Annotated in this window: 20 protein-coding genes; 8 read left to right on the forward strand and 12 right to left on the reverse strand. The window is 44.0% G+C overall.

Going from position 1 to position 19,604, the window contains the following annotated elements; all coding sequences use genetic code 11:
- Positions 1–20: 20 nt before the first annotated feature.
- A complete protein-coding gene (locus tag ACMXYT_RS23095; protein ID WP_415912773.1) occupies positions 21–1,259 on the reverse strand; it encodes a hypothetical protein in 1,239 nt (412 codons plus the stop codon).
- 359 nt (positions 1,260–1,618) lie between these two features.
- On the opposite strand from ACMXYT_RS23095, the gene ACMXYT_RS23100 reads away from it, so the two are divergent.
- Positions 1,619–1,960 carry a phosphotyrosine protein phosphatase gene (locus ACMXYT_RS23100; protein WP_415912774.1) on the forward strand — a complete coding sequence of 114 codons (342 nt, stop codon included), beginning with the start codon at positions 1,619–1,621 and terminating at the stop codon, positions 1,958–1,960.
- Positions 1,961–1,979: 19 nt separating this feature from the next.
- On the opposite strand, the gene ACMXYT_RS23105 is transcribed toward ACMXYT_RS23100, so the two are convergent.
- The 4 genes from ACMXYT_RS23105 to ACMXYT_RS23120 form a co-directional block, all read right to left on the reverse strand.
- Complete coding sequence (locus ACMXYT_RS23105; protein ID WP_415912775.1) at positions 1,980–2,867, reverse strand: hypothetical protein; 888 nt, start codon at positions 2,865–2,867, stop codon at positions 1,980–1,982.
- 191 nt (positions 2,868–3,058) lie between these two features.
- Entirely contained in the window at positions 3,059–3,568 is a 510-nt protein-coding gene (locus ACMXYT_RS23110) for a hypothetical protein (protein WP_415912776.1), read from the reverse strand.
- A gap of 6 nt (positions 3,569–3,574) precedes the next feature.
- A complete protein-coding gene (locus tag ACMXYT_RS23115; protein ID WP_415912777.1) occupies positions 3,575–4,063 on the reverse strand; it encodes a hypothetical protein in 489 nt (162 codons plus the stop codon).
- 84 nt (positions 4,064–4,147) lie between these two features.
- Positions 4,148–5,740, reverse strand: coding sequence for a hypothetical protein (locus ACMXYT_RS23120; protein WP_415912778.1), 1,593 nt, complete (start codon positions 5,738–5,740; stop codon positions 4,148–4,150).
- A gap of 512 nt (positions 5,741–6,252) precedes the next feature.
- Here ACMXYT_RS23120 and ACMXYT_RS23125 point away from each other — a divergent pair.
- The 7 genes from ACMXYT_RS23125 (at position 6,253) to ACMXYT_RS23155 (ending at position 10,197) form a co-directional block, all read left to right on the forward strand.
- Positions 6,253–6,462, forward strand: a complete 210-nt coding sequence (locus ACMXYT_RS23125) for a hypothetical protein (RefSeq protein ID WP_415912779.1) — start codon at positions 6,253–6,255, stop codon at positions 6,460–6,462.
- Positions 6,463–6,805: 343 nt separating this feature from the next.
- Positions 6,806–7,642, forward strand: coding sequence for a ComEC/Rec2 family competence protein (locus ACMXYT_RS23130; RefSeq protein ID WP_415912780.1), 837 nt, complete (start codon positions 6,806–6,808; stop codon positions 7,640–7,642).
- Positions 7,632–8,357 (forward strand): hypothetical protein, encoded by a 726-nt coding sequence (locus tag ACMXYT_RS23135; RefSeq protein ID WP_415912781.1) that lies wholly within the window; start codon positions 7,632–7,634, stop codon positions 8,355–8,357. The genes ACMXYT_RS23130 and ACMXYT_RS23135 overlap by 11 nt, the downstream gene beginning before the upstream one ends.
- A 215-nt stretch (positions 8,358–8,572) precedes the next feature.
- Entirely contained in the window at positions 8,573–8,968 is a 396-nt protein-coding gene (locus tag ACMXYT_RS23140) for a MerR family transcriptional regulator (RefSeq protein ID WP_415900916.1), read from the forward strand.
- 70 nt (positions 8,969–9,038) lie between these two features.
- Positions 9,039–9,449 (forward strand): organomercurial transporter MerC, encoded by a 411-nt coding sequence (merC, locus tag ACMXYT_RS23145; protein WP_415912782.1) that lies wholly within the window; start codon positions 9,039–9,041, stop codon positions 9,447–9,449.
- Positions 9,449–9,661: a GDCCVxC domain-containing (seleno)protein gene (locus tag ACMXYT_RS23150; RefSeq protein WP_415900918.1), complete on the forward strand. Its 213-nt coding sequence runs from the start codon at positions 9,449–9,451 to the stop codon at positions 9,659–9,661. The genes merC and ACMXYT_RS23150 overlap by 1 nt, the downstream gene beginning before the upstream one ends.
- Positions 9,662–9,774: 113 nt before the next feature.
- Positions 9,775–10,197: a putative iron-sulfur cluster-binding metallochaperone gene (locus ACMXYT_RS23155; protein ID WP_415912783.1), complete on the forward strand. Its 423-nt coding sequence runs from the start codon at positions 9,775–9,777 to the stop codon at positions 10,195–10,197.
- A 261-nt stretch (positions 10,198–10,458) separates the two neighbouring features.
- Here ACMXYT_RS23155 and ACMXYT_RS23160 read toward each other — a convergent pair whose 3' ends face one another.
- The 7 genes from ACMXYT_RS23160 to ACMXYT_RS23190 all read right to left on the reverse strand — a co-directional run bounded on the left by ACMXYT_RS23160 (position 10,459) and on the right by ACMXYT_RS23190 (position 19,563).
- On the reverse strand, positions 10,459–11,628 hold the full coding sequence (locus tag ACMXYT_RS23160; RefSeq protein ID WP_415912784.1) for a hypothetical protein: 1,170 nt from the start codon (positions 11,626–11,628) through the stop codon (positions 10,459–10,461).
- Positions 11,629–11,711: 83 nt separating this feature from the next.
- Entirely contained in the window at positions 11,712–13,922 is a 2,211-nt protein-coding gene (locus ACMXYT_RS23165; RefSeq protein WP_415912785.1) for an AAA family ATPase, read from the reverse strand.
- Positions 13,919–14,335: a hypothetical protein gene (locus tag ACMXYT_RS23170; RefSeq protein ID WP_415912786.1), complete on the reverse strand. Its 417-nt coding sequence runs from the start codon at positions 14,333–14,335 to the stop codon at positions 13,919–13,921. Before ACMXYT_RS23170 ends, ACMXYT_RS23165 begins: the two co-directional genes overlap by 4 nt.
- 5 nt (positions 14,336–14,340) lie before the next feature.
- Entirely contained in the window at positions 14,341–14,739 is a 399-nt protein-coding gene (locus ACMXYT_RS23175; RefSeq protein ID WP_415912787.1) for a hypothetical protein, read from the reverse strand.
- Positions 14,732–16,810 (reverse strand): hypothetical protein, encoded by a 2,079-nt coding sequence (locus tag ACMXYT_RS23180; RefSeq protein ID WP_415912788.1) that lies wholly within the window; start codon positions 16,808–16,810, stop codon positions 14,732–14,734. Before ACMXYT_RS23180 ends, ACMXYT_RS23175 begins: the two co-directional genes overlap by 8 nt.
- Entirely contained in the window at positions 16,803–18,344 is a 1,542-nt protein-coding gene (locus tag ACMXYT_RS23185) for a site-specific integrase (protein WP_415912789.1), read from the reverse strand. Before ACMXYT_RS23185 ends, ACMXYT_RS23180 begins: the two co-directional genes overlap by 8 nt.
- Positions 18,337–19,563 (reverse strand): tyrosine-type recombinase/integrase, encoded by a 1,227-nt coding sequence (locus tag ACMXYT_RS23190; RefSeq protein WP_415912790.1) that lies wholly within the window; start codon positions 19,561–19,563, stop codon positions 18,337–18,339. Before ACMXYT_RS23190 ends, ACMXYT_RS23185 begins: the two co-directional genes overlap by 8 nt.
- Positions 19,564–19,604: the final 41 nt, after the last annotated feature.

Genomic DNA, 19,604 nt, shown 5'->3' on the forward strand with positions numbered 1-19,604 from the left:
CGTCATACTGGTCGTAATAACTAGCTAATTGGGTGTGGGGAGAGTGACCTTAGTATAGTTGCAGAACTAGGGTCGAATTCCATCAAGGCTTCCATATCATCTTCAGTATAAAGAATCGTGGGTGTTTTCTCTTTAGCTACCTGACCCAGCGCCAGAGTCATAACCTTAGCATTGCCTTTAGCTGCTCTAAGGTCAACAACAGGACAGTTGTTCAAATTTACAACGTCCTTAAAATCAATCTCTACAGGTGTAGAATTAAAGATTGCGGCATACCTAGACTTGAGGTCTTCGTCTAGTAGAAATGAGCGAGCTACGCCTGATGGTGCACTGATCACTCTGTGGTAAAAGCAACCATCCTTGCGTTCACTAACGATGGCCCTTAGCTCGGTGTTCTGCTTAAAAACCTCATGAGCATACCCAAGCGCATTAGTAAACGGATCAATTTCAAGGTGTTCATTGTCATAAGTGCCCAGCCCTTTATTGTCTAGCACGATTTTTTTATGATTAGCAAGGTCAAAGGTGCGGTGGCCGACATCCACAATCATGACTTCATCGCCCCATAACTCTCGACCGTATTGGTCAATCCGATTCAGAAATCGATAGCTGCAGATCGTGTTGATTTGTTTAATGGTACAGTCTATATCCAAACTCGCACCATTAACACCTTTCAACATCTTTAGGAATGGCTTATACGAATGTAGCTTCTTGATGGGGTCGGATTCATTCTTCCAGCGGGAATAGTCAAAAATAATTTCAATAGGTGAAGTTGGATCTTCTGAGCAATACTTTTCCCGTGTTTGAAGGCAAAGCTGAAGTTTAATCTGCCTCGGGCGGATAGGCAGGATTGAGTAGAGATCATCAACAAAAGCTTGAAAAGTGCTTGTGTGTTCAAGTGCTTCGACATCTGCCTGCCTCGCGTCTGCACCCATGATCTGAACAGTAATGTGGCCGGGATCTTCGGCACGCTTAATAGCATCAATCAGATACTTTTGCTCTAGTGTGATTGGTAAAAAATTACGAATTTCGTTTTTTAGCAAGCTAAAGAAGGCTTGATACTCAAAATAGGTTGTATCATTAATCCTTGAAGAAAGGGCTTTAACTTCAGCAAAAGAGTCATAACCCAAGGGCTTTACGCAAGCATTGTAGAGCTTGTTTCCACGAATCTTATGGCCCGTAGCCTCAAACAATTCTTTTGAAAAACGTAGGGCAAACTCTTTGATCAACAGGCAGGCTCGGCCTGATACAGGTGGACGGTTCATCTGCAATCTCCAATAGTGACAATGGGTGCCGCTCGCATCGTCTAACTGTAATTACAGATAGAGTAAGATTAAAAACGGTTTTATTGTCCACGCGGCGGGGAGGGACGCCGGTACGCCCTTGAAATAATATAATAAGTATTATAAAGGAAATGTCAACAATCAATGACGATGAGAACTTAAAATAAAATTAAATACATTCTGAGAATTAAAGTGAAAATACTCTTATTCCTAGTGGCTAGATGGATCTTCAGCATGAGGCCGATCGAGATCTCAGCCTGTAAATGTAATTATTGTCATCGGTTAAATATTGGTCCATGATAATAACATGGGCCATTATATTAATTTAACTCGGGGTTGCTATGAAAATCCTCTTTGTGTGTACGGCGAATATTCAACGATCGCTTACTGCTGAGCATCGGTGTAGAGAGTGGTTTCCTGAGCATGAATATCGCTCAGCTGGCGTGAGTAAGAAGGAGTGTGGTCGAAATGGCACCACACTGTGTTCTGAGTTAATGCTTAAATGGGCTGACGTAGTGATGGTGTTTGAATCGATGCATGAGGCTCGTATTTTAGAGCATACAGGCTCTAAACATCAGCACAAGATAATTAATCTTGGCATTCCTGACATATATCAGTACGACCAGCCTGAACTCCATCATATTCTTAGAGCTAAAATCGAATCTTCGCTAACCAATCTATAGTGATTGTCAGGCACTTGTATCAAATAGTCCTTAATAGCATAAAGCTACTTAGCCCAAGTATGATTGCCACAACAAGAGCATCTTTTCGGCAGAGATTAAGCTTTTTATGTAGGAAGTAGTCAAAAGCCGCCCCAATCAAGACCGACATACCGCACCGCATGATGACACTGGTTTCTGCTGCCAGCGTTGTGGATACGATTATATTCATTTGTGAATAGCCAACATAGATAATCGGCATTAAGATCCAAAGCCACCACTCACCGGCGTAATGCTTCCATTGCTTTTGATGACAGGCCCTAAATGAAAAAATAAGGAAAAGGGCTAGAATTGACATCATGTATAGAGTCGGGGCGTGATAGATTTGCATCATTTTCACAGTAAAGACTGGCAGAATCGCACTCAAAATTACGCATACCGACAGCAATACGGGGCGCTGCACGTAACCACTTTTCACCTTACCCCACGTGTAGATCGAGCATAAAAGAATAAGAGCTGCTGTAAGTGCATACACTTCATACTCATGTTCATACTGAATCATTAACGTGTGCGTAAAGCCCGCCCAGTCATTCAAATAGAATACTAACAATGGCGCCCCAATAAGGGGAGTTAGGGTCATGGCTAACTGGATGAGCGTCATGTTATTTTCGTTAGCCTTAGCAACCACTCGAATGAGTAGCTGATTGGCAATATTAAAGCCAAGGAGGAGATAAAATCGCCAGTCTTCTAAGAAAGTAAAGTAGTTCCATTGAATAGAGCCACTAACCCACAAGAACTGCAGTAAGAAAAAGATGGCAACAAAATTTTTCCAGCTATCAAGTAAGTCTCGAAAACTGTAGTAACGTAGGCCGATAACAGATGACAACACGCCCAAAAAGGAAAGGGCGAACACGCAAAGGATTTCGTACATTTAGATTCATTATTATTAGTTATGTTGCGGCACCAAAATGAATTGGCACATGCAATGTCAGGGAATCCTACCAAAAACTATAGTTAATTACCATTATATTAAATGGGGAGTTTGACCAAGTTGCATTGAAAGTGATGTTGAAAGCGAAAGTAGGCTGGGTGCTAGCAAATTAATGGAGTAATGGCGGCAACTTACTTCAAGAGCTGGGTTAAAAGTCGCTGCTTAATTAGCTTGTTTATCGAGTGCCCCGAGGCCGTGTGATGTTTTTTCACTACCAGCCCCTTAATAGTACTTGAGAGTGCCTCAGCGCTCGTGTAGGAGCGGCTTTGGCCATATTGGCAAACAATCACAAGCGACTGCATTTCGTGTCTGTGCGCCTTTATAAAGCGCTCTATAGCAATGGCGTGACGTTTGCCGAAAGTAAACACCGGCCAGCGACCGCCGCGGATGTATTGATTATTCAAATCAGACAGTACGTCCGCTAACTTAGGGTACGGCAATAGGCTTTCAATCTTCTGAATGGAGTTTAACTGTGGGTAGCTAATGTCAGTCGCAAGGATATTTAGTAGACGAGGATGCGGGTCCCCAATTGCATTTTTCTCATCGACAAAGCGAATCATGTACGTGCCAGAATCCTCTTTAAGTTCCATCCAGTGCGTCAGGAAAAGGGATTCCGACATTGTTTCAAGTGAAATACTCATAAAGAATCAAAACGGGCAGGGGTTATCATCGTTATAAACTATAACTGGGTTAGGCTCTCGGTCACATTCCGCTTTATTAATATCATCCACATCTATCCCAAAGTAAGCCAAAACTTCGGGAGGTTTTTGAGATAACAATTCCAAACCTTTTTCGATTGTTTTTTGGAGCTTTCCCTCAAGGTAGTAGGATTCCGTATATTGGTCCAAATAGGCTTCGGTTGGAATACCATGATCCCTGATATCTGTGTGTGCAGGAAGGTCGCCAAGTCGGTGGAATTCACCGTTCTTAAACCACTTTTCTTCATACCACCGACCTTCACAGTCCAGAATATCCTTTACTTCAAGTCGGTACGTATCGCCTTCAACCTCAATCTCTTTGGTAGTATAGATAGCCTTCTCATTCTCATCGGATTCATCCTCGCGAACGTCCTTAATTACTTTGCAATCACTAAATTCCAGAAATGTATTGACGTTGTTCCATTGAATATCTGCCATGTCGGAGACCTCTTGGTAATTGTTATATTATATAGGAGTAAATCCTGATTTTTTAAAAAGCTTTCATAAGCAACGAATTGGGCCTTAATAAGGCTCGAATTCTGATGTGTTTTGTTTCCGCGCTCCAAACTGGAGTACATCTTCTAAGCAAATCGATTTACTCGATGAGTAGAAGACATCTTCTTTTCCAACAAAGTGTTTATGCAACGGCAGTATTGTTAAATGTTTACTTTCGATCTGATTGTGATCAAATACGACAACGTGACTGTTCTGGGCCTTTGGAGGGAAAGAGTCCTCAAGACCGTGAATGTAGTCATCCAAGAGCTTTATTACCGACTCTTTTTTCACACCTCTTTCGTTAAATTCATCTTCCCTAGTGGTTCTTAGCTGGTTGACCGTCGACTTGAATTCATTCATAACATCTTTCGATGGTACGTTAATCTCGACACCTTCAAAGCCTAGTGATCCAAATATTTGTTTGAATATGTTACTGCTTACATTATTTAATCTAGCTCTTGAGCAAAATGTAGAAATAGTCTTGTAGACGTCCAAAGTGCAGGCAGCGGATTTCATCTCTTGCCACTGGTTTGAGGCGAATCCAGCCGACAAGCCTGTGTGCTTTGCTAAGAGCATGAATGCCGAGTGACTTGGCAGATCGTTATAGGAGATGTATTTTGGTTTTATTGATGCCTTATAGAGCGTTGCGGATGTGGTTAGTTCGTATAAGTGACCAAACTTGTAAGGGGAAGGATCGGCCCCAGTCAGTGTTCGTTCCCTGTCGAGTTTACCTCGCACTTCAAAGGATCGAGGGTTTCCATACACTTTCACCGCCTCATCTATCGATGTTGTGCTGTATACGCAATCACCTTGATAAGAGCTGTCTTTACGCACCCTGAACTCTAATTGTGGCTTGTTGCTTTTAGATACATTGCCATGAAACAGTGTTGCTTCCGAATGCCCACCCATTAGAACAAAAGGATCATTCCTATGATGCAGCAAGCGAATAATCTCGCCTTCATTAAATTTCTTCTGCGTACTATGATCTATCCATGAGCCTTCCTGATCTTTCGATGCAATCATTCTCTCATTGACGTAGAACTCTCCGATCGTTTCGGCTTGTTCAAAATCCGCCAGAGTAAAAGAAGGGATTATTTGGACTTTACTTGAAACCATTGAATATACATCATCAATGGGTGCATCATTTGGCAATACAACTTCATATTCATCATTACGCCAGCCTTCATCAGTCAAAATGAAGCTGTGAGAAATGGCGTCAATCAGACCATATTTATACCCAACCTTAATTCTAGATTGGCCAATAACCGGGCTATTCATTTGCGAGAACGCTTCCCAGCCTAAGTCTTCATCCTCTAATATTTTTCTAGACTCATATTTTGCCTTTACTTCGTACTTATAAGCGTCGACGAAATCATCGAAATCACAATTTCCTTCAACTAGAAATTCATGACAGGCGCCAATAGGCATTCTTGATGCGGGGCTTGATGAAGGAGTGGATAGATGCTTTGCTTCTTGTGTTAATAAATGCCCATTAGCATTTATCGTAGATGCATGCCCAATCATATCAATGTATTCTTTTTTTGTTATCAAAGTGATATCTCCAGTTGAAGGTGGGCCATTTCGCCAACTCATTAAAGATCCAGAAGGAGCAATAATCATCGGACGTATCTTTAACCAACTAACAATCAGTGGTTTTAATGAGCTATTAATTATTATTGTTATATTATACAGCACTCGGGTGTGATATCATAGCAATTCGGCTTTGCGCGGGGGTGCTGCCCAACCTTAGCGGCGTGTTGAAGTTCTCAGTTTTTTAGCTGTGGATGGATCACATCAGTACAGATGACTGGAATCGAGCTAGCGACCTAACTCCTAGCATCAAATGGAAGGTCGTAGGCCACGAGGGCCAACGGGGTTTGGCGAGGGCGGATCAACCTACCTGACCGACCAGTAAGCGGGCGTTGCTTTTTAGTTACGTCTGGCTGCTGCTGATTCAAAACTGGCATGCCCATCCGAAGGATGGGTGTGCTTAATTTCTAGTAAAACATTATCGCCTGTAAGAAACGGGCTGTTCTGGCTGCGATGTAATTTTAAACAAAGCCTAATGAGTCATCCTGCATTTAAATGTAGCAAAATTAATAACAAAACCTCAGATAAGGTAAGCACATATTATGACTAAGCTTCGTAAAACTATTGAAGCGCGAATGAAAGAACTGCGCGACCGATCTCCTCATGAGGATGAATGGGATTGTCCGTTCGATGAAAAGGAATATTTCACCTTACAATCGGTTTTAAATTTACTAGACGGGGAAGAGCCATTCTTTGATAGCGACAATCATGGGTACTATAAGCATCCTGCAATTGACGCTGGCATGGATTGATGAATCGTAGATGGTAATATTTTACCCTTAAATATGGTATAATTCAGAACGGCATTCTGTATTTAACTTCTACCTAGGATATATCACTTAATGAATGAGTGAGTGACTTCAGACCCCAATAAAAATCCAGCCTTAACAGCTTTATTAATACTCTCTTTCATTAGCCTGTAATGATTAGCGTAATGTTTAAACGTTTTAGGGCCTTTTGAAAGTAATCAAACATAACAAATGCCACATATAACCTTTACTGTTCGTGCAACCAAGTTGAAGGTTGGTTAGTATCACTATTACTCAGCCATAGACGAACGTCTATGCAATGTAATTGCTTAACAAGGAGCGTCAATTGAGCACAGTTATACACTTTATCGATGTCGGTCAAGGTAATATGGTTTTGATGGAAGCAACTGATGGCAAATATTACCTTTGCGACTGCAACGTCACGAATGACAATGAGGAAAAGGTTCTTTCCTATATGGCAAGTGTAATTGGCTGGTACACCCCAATTACAGCCTTTATCTGCACCCATCGTGATGCAGACCACATGCGCGGGATTAAAAAAATTCACGATTATTTCCCGATTCAAAGCATATGGGATAGCGATCACCCCGGCACAACAACCACATCCTCAGAATATAAAGACTATATGGATTTGCGTCGTAGGGTGGGTAATCGGGTTAAGAAAAAGAAAACCCGAGAAGATTTAGGAATGACTCGGTTGCGCTATTTAAGCGCGAAGGATGAACGATTAGAAAAAAATGCTAATGCGCAAGGGTTAGTCATTAAAGTTGAGCATTGGAATTCTTCGAACTGCGGGTCAAGCGTCATCTTAACTGGTGATTGCGATGCTGAGACTTGGAAATCGGCAATTATGCAGGATTATAACGAGGCTGATGTTAAGGCTTCTATTCTCATGGGAGCGCATCATGGTTCCATTAGTTTCTTTGACGATCCCGCTGATGACAAATACTATTACATCGGCCATATCAAAGCCATTAACCCTGATATGACGATTATCTCCGTGGGCGATAATGCCCATGGTCATCCTGATTCAGAAGCAATTGATCTATACGAACGGTATACCCAAGGCTCCAAACAAGGCAATAAAGTGTTTACTACGCAGGATAAAGGGACGTTAAAACTAACTCTAAAAGATCAAGGGTGGTCACTGAATGTTGTCTGATTATTTTGATAGATATAGCCTCAATGCCCGAGTAAGACCTGCACTTCTTGCGTTATTACCATTAACAGTGTCCATTTACGCACTTTTTCCTGATTTGTATGAGCTATTTGCAGGCGCAGTAAGCGTGCTCGTTATCTTTGGTTTTGTTACGGGCTTGGCGCATTTTGCAAGATATAGGGGGCGCATCATTGAAAAGAAGCTTTTTGATGCTTGGGGAGAAAAACCAACAACAAGGATGCTGCGGCACAGTGACAGCAGTATCGATCCTGTAACCAAGGCGAGATACCATAATTATTTAGCCGAAAACATCAATGGATGGGCTGCCCCTACTAATGACGAAGAAGCTGAAAACCCAAGAAAAGCTGATCATGCTTATGCAGCAGCCGTAACTTGGCTGTTGGAGCAAACTCGAGATTTAAATCGGTTTAGTATGCTTTTTAATGAAAATATCAGTTACGGGTTTAGAAGGAATTGCTACGGAATAAAATGGTTTGGGGTGTCGCTTTCTTCTTTGCCATCTGCGCTCATCAGCATATGGTATTACACGCAACTCACAAGCCCCAATGAACTGCCATTTGAACAGTCTGTGCTCATTGTATGCTTTGGCTTATCATTATTGATGGGCTTATGGTGGATGCTTTTAGTCAATAAAGCTTGGGTCAAAGATGCCTCAGAGTCCTATGCTTTGCGCTTGCTTGCTTCATGCGATGCTTAATCAGGGCAGGGAACGCCCAAAAGTTGACTGAAACCAAAAGAAAGCTCACTTCAAGCTATCTTAGAGTGAAAATCTGGATTTGATTTGACAGATGTTGTCAGATCAGTTCTGGGTCAACATGTCTCAAAAGTGCCAAAAGCGGACATTAGATTCATCCATGTTGGAGACTATAGTATTAATCAGTCACCAAATAATCAGAACGGATGATTAAATCAATGAGTAAACTGACTATCAGCACAGTTGCTAAACAGGCTGGTGTGAGTGTTGAAACTATAAGATATTACCAACGCATAGGGCTTATCCTAGAGCCTTCGAAACCTGATTCAGGATATCGAACCTACACTGATAAAGATGTTCAGCAGTTACAGTTCATACAGCGGGCCAAGAAGCTTGGTTTTAGTCTCGTTGAAATCAGAACTCTGCTTTCACTTGGAGAGGCAAACTGTGACCAAACCAAGCAGTTAGCATCCAGTAAGCTTGTTGATGTCAAAGATAAAATAAAAGATCTATGCTCAATCGCAAATACGTTAGAGGCATTGATCAATTCATGTGAAGACAACAGCCTTAAATCCTCCTGCCCTATCATTGACGCTATCTCACAGGACAAATGATTCATGCTTGACTCCGTACCATAGTACGGAGTTTATACTCGATGTATCAGATTGTTTTGAGATATTAGATATGCAGTTATCAATGCTTACTGAAAGGCTAGGGGTTTTGGGAGCTATCGTCTCGGCGATGGGGTGTGCATCGTGCTTCCCTGTATTGGGGGCTTTAGGTTCTGCATTAGGAATGGGGGTTCTGGCACAATTTGAAGGTGTTTTCATTAATACCCTGCTTCCGTTATTTGCGGTTATCGCTCTTATCGCTGGATTATTCTCATGGTGGTCACATAAACGACATCTGAGAGGAATTTTGGCTATTTTAGGGCCTGTTATGGTGCTTGCTACTCTGTATCTATTTTGGACAGATGCTTGGAGTACTTACATGTTTTATATCGCCCTTACGCTCATGCTTTGTGTGTCCTTATGGGATTTAATTTCACCACCACGCCAAGTTTGCCAAACCATTCGAGAGCATAAGGGGTTGTAATGAATAACAAGATTATTTTGGAATCGACAATTACCTGTCCTGAATGCGGGCATGCAAAAATGGAATCAATGCCAACTGATGCGTGTCAATGGTTTTACAAATGTGAGGGTTGCGGGATCTTACTAAAACCACGTTCTGGTGATTGCTGTGTCTACTGCTCCTATGGCACAGTTCCTTGCCCCCCAATACAGGAAAGAACAAGCTGTTGTTAATCCAGTAATGCTTCTCAGTCCAATACCGCATAAGTTATCAACTTACTTCCGACTTAGAGTGCGGTCTAGGAGTGCTATCATCCTCATATCGTTTTCCAATGGGTCAATTAGCTATGTCGAGTTGTTGCGGTAATGCACAGAAAACAAGAACACAAGGGAATAGGCATGCATGCCCAGTAAACGGGAAAGAATATGTAGAGGTACGTGTTTCGACAATCATTCACCATATTGTTGAACCTTGGAACTGGGATGATGATGGGGAAGCTTTTTATTTTTGCGATGATCCTGAATGCAGGGTTGTCTATTTCTCGGCATCAAACAAAGTTATAACTCAAGATCAATTGCGAACCCCGATAGGCCAGAAAAATAGTTCCGAGATGGCTACTTTGTGCTATTGCTTTGGCGTTTCTCGTGGAGACTATATAAAAGATCAGAGGGTCAAAGCTTATGTCTTAGATCAAACAAAAAAACAGACTTGTGCTTGTGATGCAAGAAACCCATCAGGCCGTTGTTGTCTGAAAGATTTTCCTTCATGAAAGGCGTGCAACCCAGTGAAGTTAATGTCCGCTTTGTGTCCAGACTGTGTGAAAACTAATACAGCGAGTGAGCACAGGCTTCCAAATTTATTTTCTGGGATCAGACATTGAAGAGGAAAGCTCTCGTGCGCGTTTTGTGATGATTTTATGACCAATTTTGCGAAGCTAAAACGTTTTCACACAGCCTGTGTCGAAAGCAGACGCTTCTGTTAGATCAAATCCAGACTTTTGCATCTTAGAGTTCAAGCGGCAAGCAGCTATCTAATCCTTTGACTGTTTTCTAAAAAGCCAAGAAACCAGAAATTGCCGCCCAAGTTCGACTAGATATCTTACTTGGCTGTCCTCTCTACATGACGCTGGAATTAAACTGCTAGTATGTTGAGCAACAGCCATTCCCTGATGAGCGATCTTGCTGCGAAGCGAATACAGATCGCTAAGAATCTTGGTGAAATTAATTGTCCATCTTTCTCCGATGACTTCCGGAATATAAGTTTTAAATTTTTGATTAATTCCGAATTTAGGCTGGCCGCACTCACCACAACTTGAAGATTCGTTAGGCAAAAATATTTCAAGCATGATCATCATGAATAAAAATTTATCCGTTGAGTTGCGTGCGGTAATCGACTTTACAAACCATTCACAACCAAGAAGAAATAGATCCTTGTCTTCTTCTGAGAGTTGCTCATATGCTTGATATGTAGTCGAAACAGACGAGGCTGAAAGCCAATAAAAATCCATTCCTTCTATAGGAAGGTGTTTGATTTCAGGTTGGCTATAGGCATGCCAGTCTTGCTTGCTAAGACTGCTCTCAAGATGGTACCCAAGTTGACTGAAGCTGCTGGTATAACCGCCCTCAGTTTCGCTGAGCGCCCAGTCAAAACCTATCGTTGAGTTCATATCGCAATGTAAGTCAGTAGTACAGTGCTGGCGAAATATCGGTACAAGTGGAAGAAATGTGGCTTGGAATTTTTTCTCTGCTCGGTAGGCGTCTAAAAAGGGGATGTCGCACACTGCGACTTTAAACTGAAAAAGGCTTGGCTGCTTTGGGCAATAATCACCTGCTTTAGGGTTGCCCGAAGGTATACGGCCTAACTGGAAATCATCCCTCCACCGAAACGGTGGAAAAAGCACTTCTCTCCCCGATGTGAAGACAACCCGGCTATATATTTTGAACTTGTTCGGAGTCGCGGCTTTTTTGAAAGTATCTATGATCTGCTTTTTATGCGTTTTCCAAAATTCCTTTTGGGCCGTGATCTCAAGAATTCTCGACGCATCCTTTTTGAATTTAACTCTTATGTTGCCAGATCCAAATACAACCGTGTTCTCATCTGTCTGACATATTGATGAACACTGGGCTATGTTGCTAAAAATGATACTGACTTCTTCTATTGAAAAATCATTAATTGGTAAAAGGTTGGTTATATTCAGCACTTCTCAGTCCATTTTGAGTACAGGTTTAGATAAGCTTACAGTTAAGCTCTAACAATAAACACTTTACTTGAATCCCTAGTTTTTTATTCCGTGAATTGCTCAAGGGTATGTGCAATCCGTTCTTTCAGGAATGTCTTACGCTGAAGGGCGAGAGACCCTTTTTGAATAGCGCGATCAACTAAACCGCTATCGCCCATTATGATCAGATTGTTAACAGGGCGTGTAATGGCCGTATAGAGCAAAGTCTGGTCAATCATGCCTACGGCATAGCTAGGCAGTAAAAGTAAGCAGGAGGGCCACTGCGAGCCTTGTGACTTATGTATTGTAATGGCATAGCCGAGTACTAGGTTGTTGAGTATTTCAGTCGTGATCTCGATCTTTCGACCGTTGATTTCCAGTACTCCATAAATATCCTCAGCCGGTTCAGAATATACTTCGATAATCCGCCCCAGATCCCCATTGCGAATATTCGTGGTGTAATCGTTTCTGGTAATCATTATTTGATCGCCTAAACGCAGTTTAGTGCCAGCTCGGGTGACCCAAGGTATCCATCCATGTAGCTCATCAAGGTAATGAAGTTCAGTAGGGGGTTCATCATCAAACTGGGCTTGTATCAAGCTGTTGATGGCGTCCACGCCCAAATCACCTCTACGAGTTGGCGTTAGTACAATAGCCTCATCCGCACCACCGGCCTTGAAGTATTCATCAACAATGCTTTCATACGTGGCTGTAGCGAGATATTGAACATCGCCTGATTCACTAGTTAGAAGGGTAGAGTCATACCCGTGTTCACGAACCCCAACTGCCAACCGATGAATACCACTGAAATCACTCTGACGCTTAACCTCCGTTAGATTGAAAACAGGCAGGTTGCTCTCCATAACCGCATGGAAAACAAGACCCGCTCCCACAGGGGGGAGTTGCGCTGCGTCACCTACAAAAATAATCCGTGTGGCGTGAGGCAAACACCCCACGAGCTTGTATGCCGAAAGCAAATCGACCATTGATGCTTCATCAACGATGAGTAATAAATGGTCAGGCATTGATCTCTTGTTCGGCCCCATATGGTCAAAAATCAACTTTGCAATGGTAATTGCGCCTCGCTCTGTGCTCTCAGACATCCGTTGCGCCGCACGCCCTGAGAGGGCAACCTGAAATTGCGCCATGCCTGCGGACAATCGATCATAAATAGCGAGTATGGCCTTGAGGATCGTTGTTTTGCCGGTCCCCGCGCCACCTGAAATGACGGTCACAGGCGAGAGCAGGGTGCCTATAACAGCATTCCTCTGCTCCTCAGTCATTTGGAAATCTAACGTGTGCTCAAAGTGTGACAATTCTATTTCAATGCGTTCTTTACTTAACTGTTGTTCCCAGCTAGCCAGCAGTGACCCAGCGCCCGCTTCACGTTTCATGCACTTAACGAGAAAACGGGCGACGGTTTCTTCTTGTATGGCAGCGCCTAAGGTTTGATACCCATCTTCTATGGACACTAAGGTGCCATGCTTTATCGCTGAATCGATTAGGCGGGAATGGTCCAGTTTGAGTTGTTCGCAGATATACGCAGCCTTCTCCAATAGATCATCAGCAGGGATGGCCGTTGACTGCGAGGTATTACCGTAGGTAGATGTGACATGCTCAGCTATAGCTGCGAGGAAATGCTCTTCCTCTACGTGAATCTCAAGCTTATCGATCACCTGTAAAATCGTATCGTAGGAAACACCGAAGGCCAACAGGATGAAGGGATCTGTTTTTAATGTGCATAGCGTCGCTTCACCATAAACCCTTGCTAGTCGGTCAGCCAAATTCATTGGTAAACCGGATGCTTGCAACCATTCAAGGACATCGTAAAGGGCAGGGGGTAGCCATTGATCAATAAGCGCATTTGCGATGGGCTCTGAGATGCCTTTCACGCGAGTCAGTACATCTATCTGCCTGCTTTGAATGGCCTCATTAAGGTTGCTAATGGAGCGAATAAGGCGTCGTGCTTTGACATCACCGACCCCTTCAATGTTTTGTGCAATCCAGCGGATAAGTAATTCACCTGAAGGGCGGATAAATCGAACCTCATCTGGTGAAATCAGTTCTTCATGAACAGTAAAGCCGTTGGTAACGAAACTGCGCTTGGTTGTCCTTCCTTCAACGAACCAAACGGTGCCTGCTGTTGCAGCTTCGATGCAATCTCGTGGAAACTTTACACATAAGGGGAGGGTGCGGCTTTTTACCGTACCATCTTCACGTACTTCATAGACGCCCCGAATACCTGAGGGGCGCACCTTGGCAACTTGAATAATCATCGCGGGGCGCGGCCCGTTGATTGAATGATCGCATCCATTGCTTCATATCGCTCAAGTCGTTCTCTCAGCACTGAGTTTTCCGCTAAGGCCTCCGCGAGCTTATCTTCAAGTTTATTAATGGTTCTGTTTGTCTGTGCTACGCGTTGCTCGGAACGATTACGTGCTGCATCATGCGCTTTGGTATCTTGATCTTCTGTGCCGTACCAGCGGGTTTCAGCCTCTATCAGTAATTGTTTGACGGCTGGGTTTTGAGTGACAACCGAGCGTCCAAATCCCAGCTCCGAGCACAGCGCGGCGCGATTTACCTTGCCATTACGTTCATATTCAACGTAGTCACCGATAGCATCGCGTTCTGTTATCCACTGCTGAACTAATAACGCATTTTCTTGGCCCTGTTCTTTACCGTTAGCCATAGCACTTAGCTCCTTTTATCAATCCTAGGTAATGGCTCATTCAGCTGTGCGTCTGTCAGGCCGTGCTTATGGGCGTTGTATTGCCAGATCCGAAACATTTCGAGTAAGCATTCGTTTTCATTTTCCACACGATCATTCTTTGCGCGCAGGCGATCAATGGTTTGTCCCGCTGATTTTAATGACTGTGGAGCACTGTCCGTCGTTTCCCCTGATGAGAGGGCTTTTTTTCGGTGGTGGAAGGCCTCTTTGATGGTTTGGTTACGGTAAAGTGCCTGTCGCGTCGTTTCACGCTTGTGCTTCTTATAAAGCGCCTCTACGAGCGCATCCCACGTCAACGGTCCTTTCCAGCTATCGAGAATCGTATTTACGTTTTTTATATCTGTTGCATCGATATGCTTAGCCATCGTTATCCTCCTGTGTCGTCAGTAATCGCCTAAGCGTATCCATGGAAACACCCGAAGGTGGTTCAGACTGGCTATCCAAATCAGGGCCTAGCATTCGCTTAATGGGGGTGTCTTCATGCTCGTTTTTTAATCGAATTACTGCGCCTTCAGTAACATCATCCGATTCAAGAATTTCAATTAATGCTTCTACACGCTCAATGGTGTCTGTTTGATGGGCAACCCAGCGGTTAGCTCCCCATGTCGATTCATCTTGGGCCTTTAACGCGTTTTGGAGTTGCTTGATCAACAAGTTGCGCTGCACTTTTAAGCGCTTAAGCTTTTCATCATCGCCTTTGATGCATACTTGTTCACTGCAATTCAGGCAATCCGCGCACTTTTGGCAGGGGGAGAAGGCAAAATCATGTACGCAGAAACCCCACTCAGTAACGTGGGCAATGCGATCGCCATGGGATGTGGCAGCATCTAAGTCCGCTACAGTGACCGGCATATTGGGATCGTTTTGCTGAATTTTAAGCAGGGGATTGCCAATTTTAACCATGACCCCGGAGCGGGTGATCCGCTCAAGGTGGTCGTCATCCGTCATATGGTTGTACACATTATTCTGGTGGATATTGGCGCGCCCAGACCATTTGGCGATATCCAGTTCGCCCAAGGAGCCTTTTTGGGCTAGCGTATTTAAGTAGTGCCGGAACTGATGGCTTGTAATGGTGATGGGTGAACCATCGCTTTCTGTATAACCATGTCGTTCAAAAATAGACTGCCTATCGTTGTGACGACTGTTTAGATGGCTATTGAAGATATTCGAACTTGGCATCCATAGTTCGTAGGGGCGAACCGGTTTGTAATGCAGTTCATTGAGTCGATAGCAAAAGAGGGCATCCGACCATTTCAGTCCGATCGCTTTATTCAAGTACGGGAAGCCTGTTGGGAGCGCGTCACGCGCCACTTGATCTAAGTCCCCAAACGTAATTTTTCCGCCATTTTCTTTAACCATTTCATAGAGCTGCGGGTGTTTTCTCAAATAAGCTCTTACAAATTCATTAAGCCCTTTTTTATTAGGCTTTGCATTTAATGCAAGACAAAGCTGATCAAAAGTTAAGGGTTGATCATCAGGAATATCGCGAAGCATCTCTGGCCGATAAAACTTACCCTTATGGTCTTCATACCACTTTGCTACCTTGCGACCTTCTGCAGATAGTTCGGTTAAGCGTCGCACAGCTTCGACCGCAATGTCCTGCATGGAGGAAGGGACATACTTGATGTCGTGACCACCTCCTTTCTTAGCATGCCACCGCAAGCCAATCTGTGGATTGCCATCGCTGTCTTTATCGCGGTGTATGCATGTCAGGCTCAAATCGAGCACTTCTGATACCCGGCTGGGCGCGCACATCAGCAAAGCCGCATAAGATGTCGTAAAACGGTCTTGTGGGTTTTGCGGGTCCGTTGAGAAAATTTCTGCCAACGCCATGATTCCCGCCTCACTCGGGAGTTTACTGCTGCGCTCTGCTTTCGATGCCCTGTCCAAGCGGCTATTGGTGCGTTTTGGAGACGGGAAAGGGTGTTTCCACGTTACGGCGGGAGCTAAAGCTTTCTCTGCAATGAACTCCGCAATAACCTGTAGACGTCGCCCCGAATCATATTGTGCTGAAGGAACCTTGGTGTACTCTCGGATCTTGGCTGCCGCCTCATCCAGTACAACGTTATTTAACTTGGCAATGCTGTCCTGTCCTGTTACCTGAATTAATGCCGCCTCCAGCGCTCTCAAGGGCAAAAAAAACTGAGAAAGTTGGCCTTGAACAGTGCTGGCTCGATAACGGATATATGCCCTTGCAAACTTCCCAAACTCCGGGGCCAAATATGTTTCTAAAGCAGCTTTATGGATGTTTTTTGAATTAAAGTTGTGGCCGTGTTTCAGGAAAGTCCCTGCACCTCTCCAGCATGCTTGATCCCAGTGCCATTCTGGGTCACTCGAAAAAACGGCCAAATCCTCCTTGCAGAGGTGAATGAAATCACTCAGGTTCTGAGTGTATGCTTTCTCGCTCTTCGGTATAAAGGTGACAACGTTAGACATGTTTCACCTCGATCAAAGCTTTTTGTTTTTGAGTCTTGCACTTAAGAATGACCTCCGTCACCGCAACAATGACCCGATCATTAACGGATGCAATACGGGAATCGCCCGTCACGTTAAGGAGACGAGCACGCTCTTCTAATAGATGCTCAAGAACAGCTTCGTGCTGAGCTTCTAACCAAGGTTGAAACTTTTTACAGGTGTAGCATGCAATAGGTGCTGCTGCTGAACAAAATCCGTAGCTACCGCAAGAACCCACTGCGGCCTCACCATCGCTTATTCTGCTGGTAGGATCATCCCCGCGTTCTGCTTCGCTTTCATCCTTAATAATCACGCCAGCAAAGGCCTGTGCCAAAGGCGCTAATTGCAGGGCGATGGCCTTATCTAAACGTTCTACGATATCGGGTGTATTCGCGGTATAGCTGCCAGCAACAACATCAGTGGTATGATCAAGAATTTCTGCAATCACAGTGGCACCGTAGCCTTCCCTTGCCGAATTCGTTCCAATGGTATGCCGAAAGCGATACGGCGTAACTTCAAGACTCTGGCCTGTGCGTTCAGACGTAATGTCTAATGTGCGACCTACTGATGTGATCAAACTGGAGATGGTATTGCTTCGGTTATGAAACTTATCTCCATGTAAGTATTCAAGTAAAGACTGGAGCGACTTAGTACGCATAAACGCTGGATTGGGGAATATCGGGAATTCTGAAAGTAATACTTCATCAATATCACCAATAGCTTTTTGAATGTGCGCGACCACATGGCTAACCCATAGTTGCAAAACCCTCCACAGATCCTGATCAATCTGACATTTGTTAAATGTCTTGCGGAACGCTTGGTTGCGCTGTTTCCTGCGCGGAAAGTTAATCGCGTACGCGGGGATATCATCATTCGTTCGTGATTCAACTAAATCCTTTACTTTTAAGTCAGATAGTTGAATTGGGCGGCGGCCCGTTTGCGCACACAGCATCAGCGCAGTGAAGGCCTTGAGTGATATTTTTCCATCGGTATAGGCGAATAAACTCTTGGCCATAATGTTCTGTAATTCAAGGTCAGAGTAGGGGCCTTTAACCGGGTCCTGAGTCTCGACGTGTGGCAAGCAGGAGGGCCTCTTTGAGCCTAGTTCATGATCGAGGAGTGCATTGATGAGATCATCATCGATTCCTTTTAAGCCAAATGAGTGGCCAAAAAGGATTATGAACTTCAAAAGCTGGGGATATGCTTTAGAAGGTTTTGACTCAACCCATTCAAAGAAGTTTGTACAATTAAGTGAATGGTGAGATTTAGCGAAGGATCTAGCCGCAGTAAAATGCCCTCTTACAGTGTGAGGGGTATATACCCTCGAAAACTCCACAAAGGCTCTCCTTAAAAATTCTGAAGAATTTCCATCCATGGCATCTATTGCGCCTAAGGTAATCGTAATATCCTTATCCAGCACCCAGCGATTACTGGCGGAATCAATTTCATACCCGCTCTGTGTAATCACAAGATTGGAGGAGGGTGGAGAAACAGTATTTAAAGCTTTATTAGTCATTGTTTCTCTCCTTATTCCGCATATTCTTTAACTTGTCTTGATGAGTGCGTACGGCTTCATGTGCCTCTTCCTTGATGTGCCGCCGGTTATATCTGGCTGCCATTCCTGAGGTGGGGCTCCAGCCCATTAAATAAGAACGAGTTGCGATTTCTTCGGCTTCCGACATTGGTTCTTCCATAGAGTCGACCGAAATTGAATAGTCGTAATTCCACTGATGTCTTAATGAGTGAGGGCTTATGTCAGGGTCATTTAGTGCAATCTTGAGTTGCTGAAACAAGTAATCAATGGATTTGATAGTCAGCGGCGAGCCTTGCGAAGGTCCTTTGTGAGCCACCAAAAGATAACCATGTTTTTTAGCAGGTCTAAATTGGCTGCGATATTCGCGCTGATAGTATTCAATGGCATCCGCAAGGTTCTCAGAAATCGGTAGGGTGCGCTCAGCGGTTTTGACTACAGGCTGGTCCTTGCGAGGATCATTATTATCATCAGGCCTACGTATCACTTTGAGCGTCAGAGCCTGTAGATCCACATCATCAAGCCGGATATTGGCCAATTCGCCTTTACGAAGCCCAAGTGCGGTTAATATTTCAATAATTATCCAGTTACGTAATTGAATTTCAGGAGCGAAGGGATTACTCGGATGACTCAGCTGCATAACCTCCACGAGCCCTGAGTAGGTCTCATCCGTCAGTGCGCGATCCAGATCTTCTAGTAAATGTTTAGATTCTTGCCGAGGGCGGCGACTAATAACACCGGCTTTAAGCTCCGCAATATCTTGCTTAAGTTCTCTGTCGATAGCGTGTCCATGTAAGGTCTTTGCCAAAAACTCAAGGTAGGCAGCAATGACTGTAAGTCTGTCGTATTGCGTATTTTTTCCAACCGCCTCAGGCTTTCTGTCAAACCTGATAACCTTTGGTGGGCGCTTGTTGGCTAGGCTCTTTTGGCAAAAGTCTCTGAGGCTATCAAGCTCATAGGCAGCAAGAAATTGCTTTTGTTTTATGCGGGATGTGAGGTCAATGTTGAACTCAGTTTCCCAAAGGCATAAGACTTTTAAATGCTGAAGTGCTGCTTTAGCTGTACCCGTTGCTTTAGAAGCAGAACGGACCTGACTGGTGATAAACAAGTTGGGGTAGTAAAGCGGAATGCCACTGGATGTGGCCACTAATACATGCGCACGTTCACCGTCATGGCACTTTATTGTTTTTATTATTGTATCCATGTGTCTGTCTCACGACATTGTGTTCTGTCTGGTCAATTTTC

Origin of the sequence: Neptuniibacter sp. QD37_11 (genome assembly GCF_047778105.1) — a bacterium.
Taxonomy (GTDB): Bacteria; Pseudomonadota; Gammaproteobacteria; order Pseudomonadales; family Balneatricaceae; genus Neptuniibacter.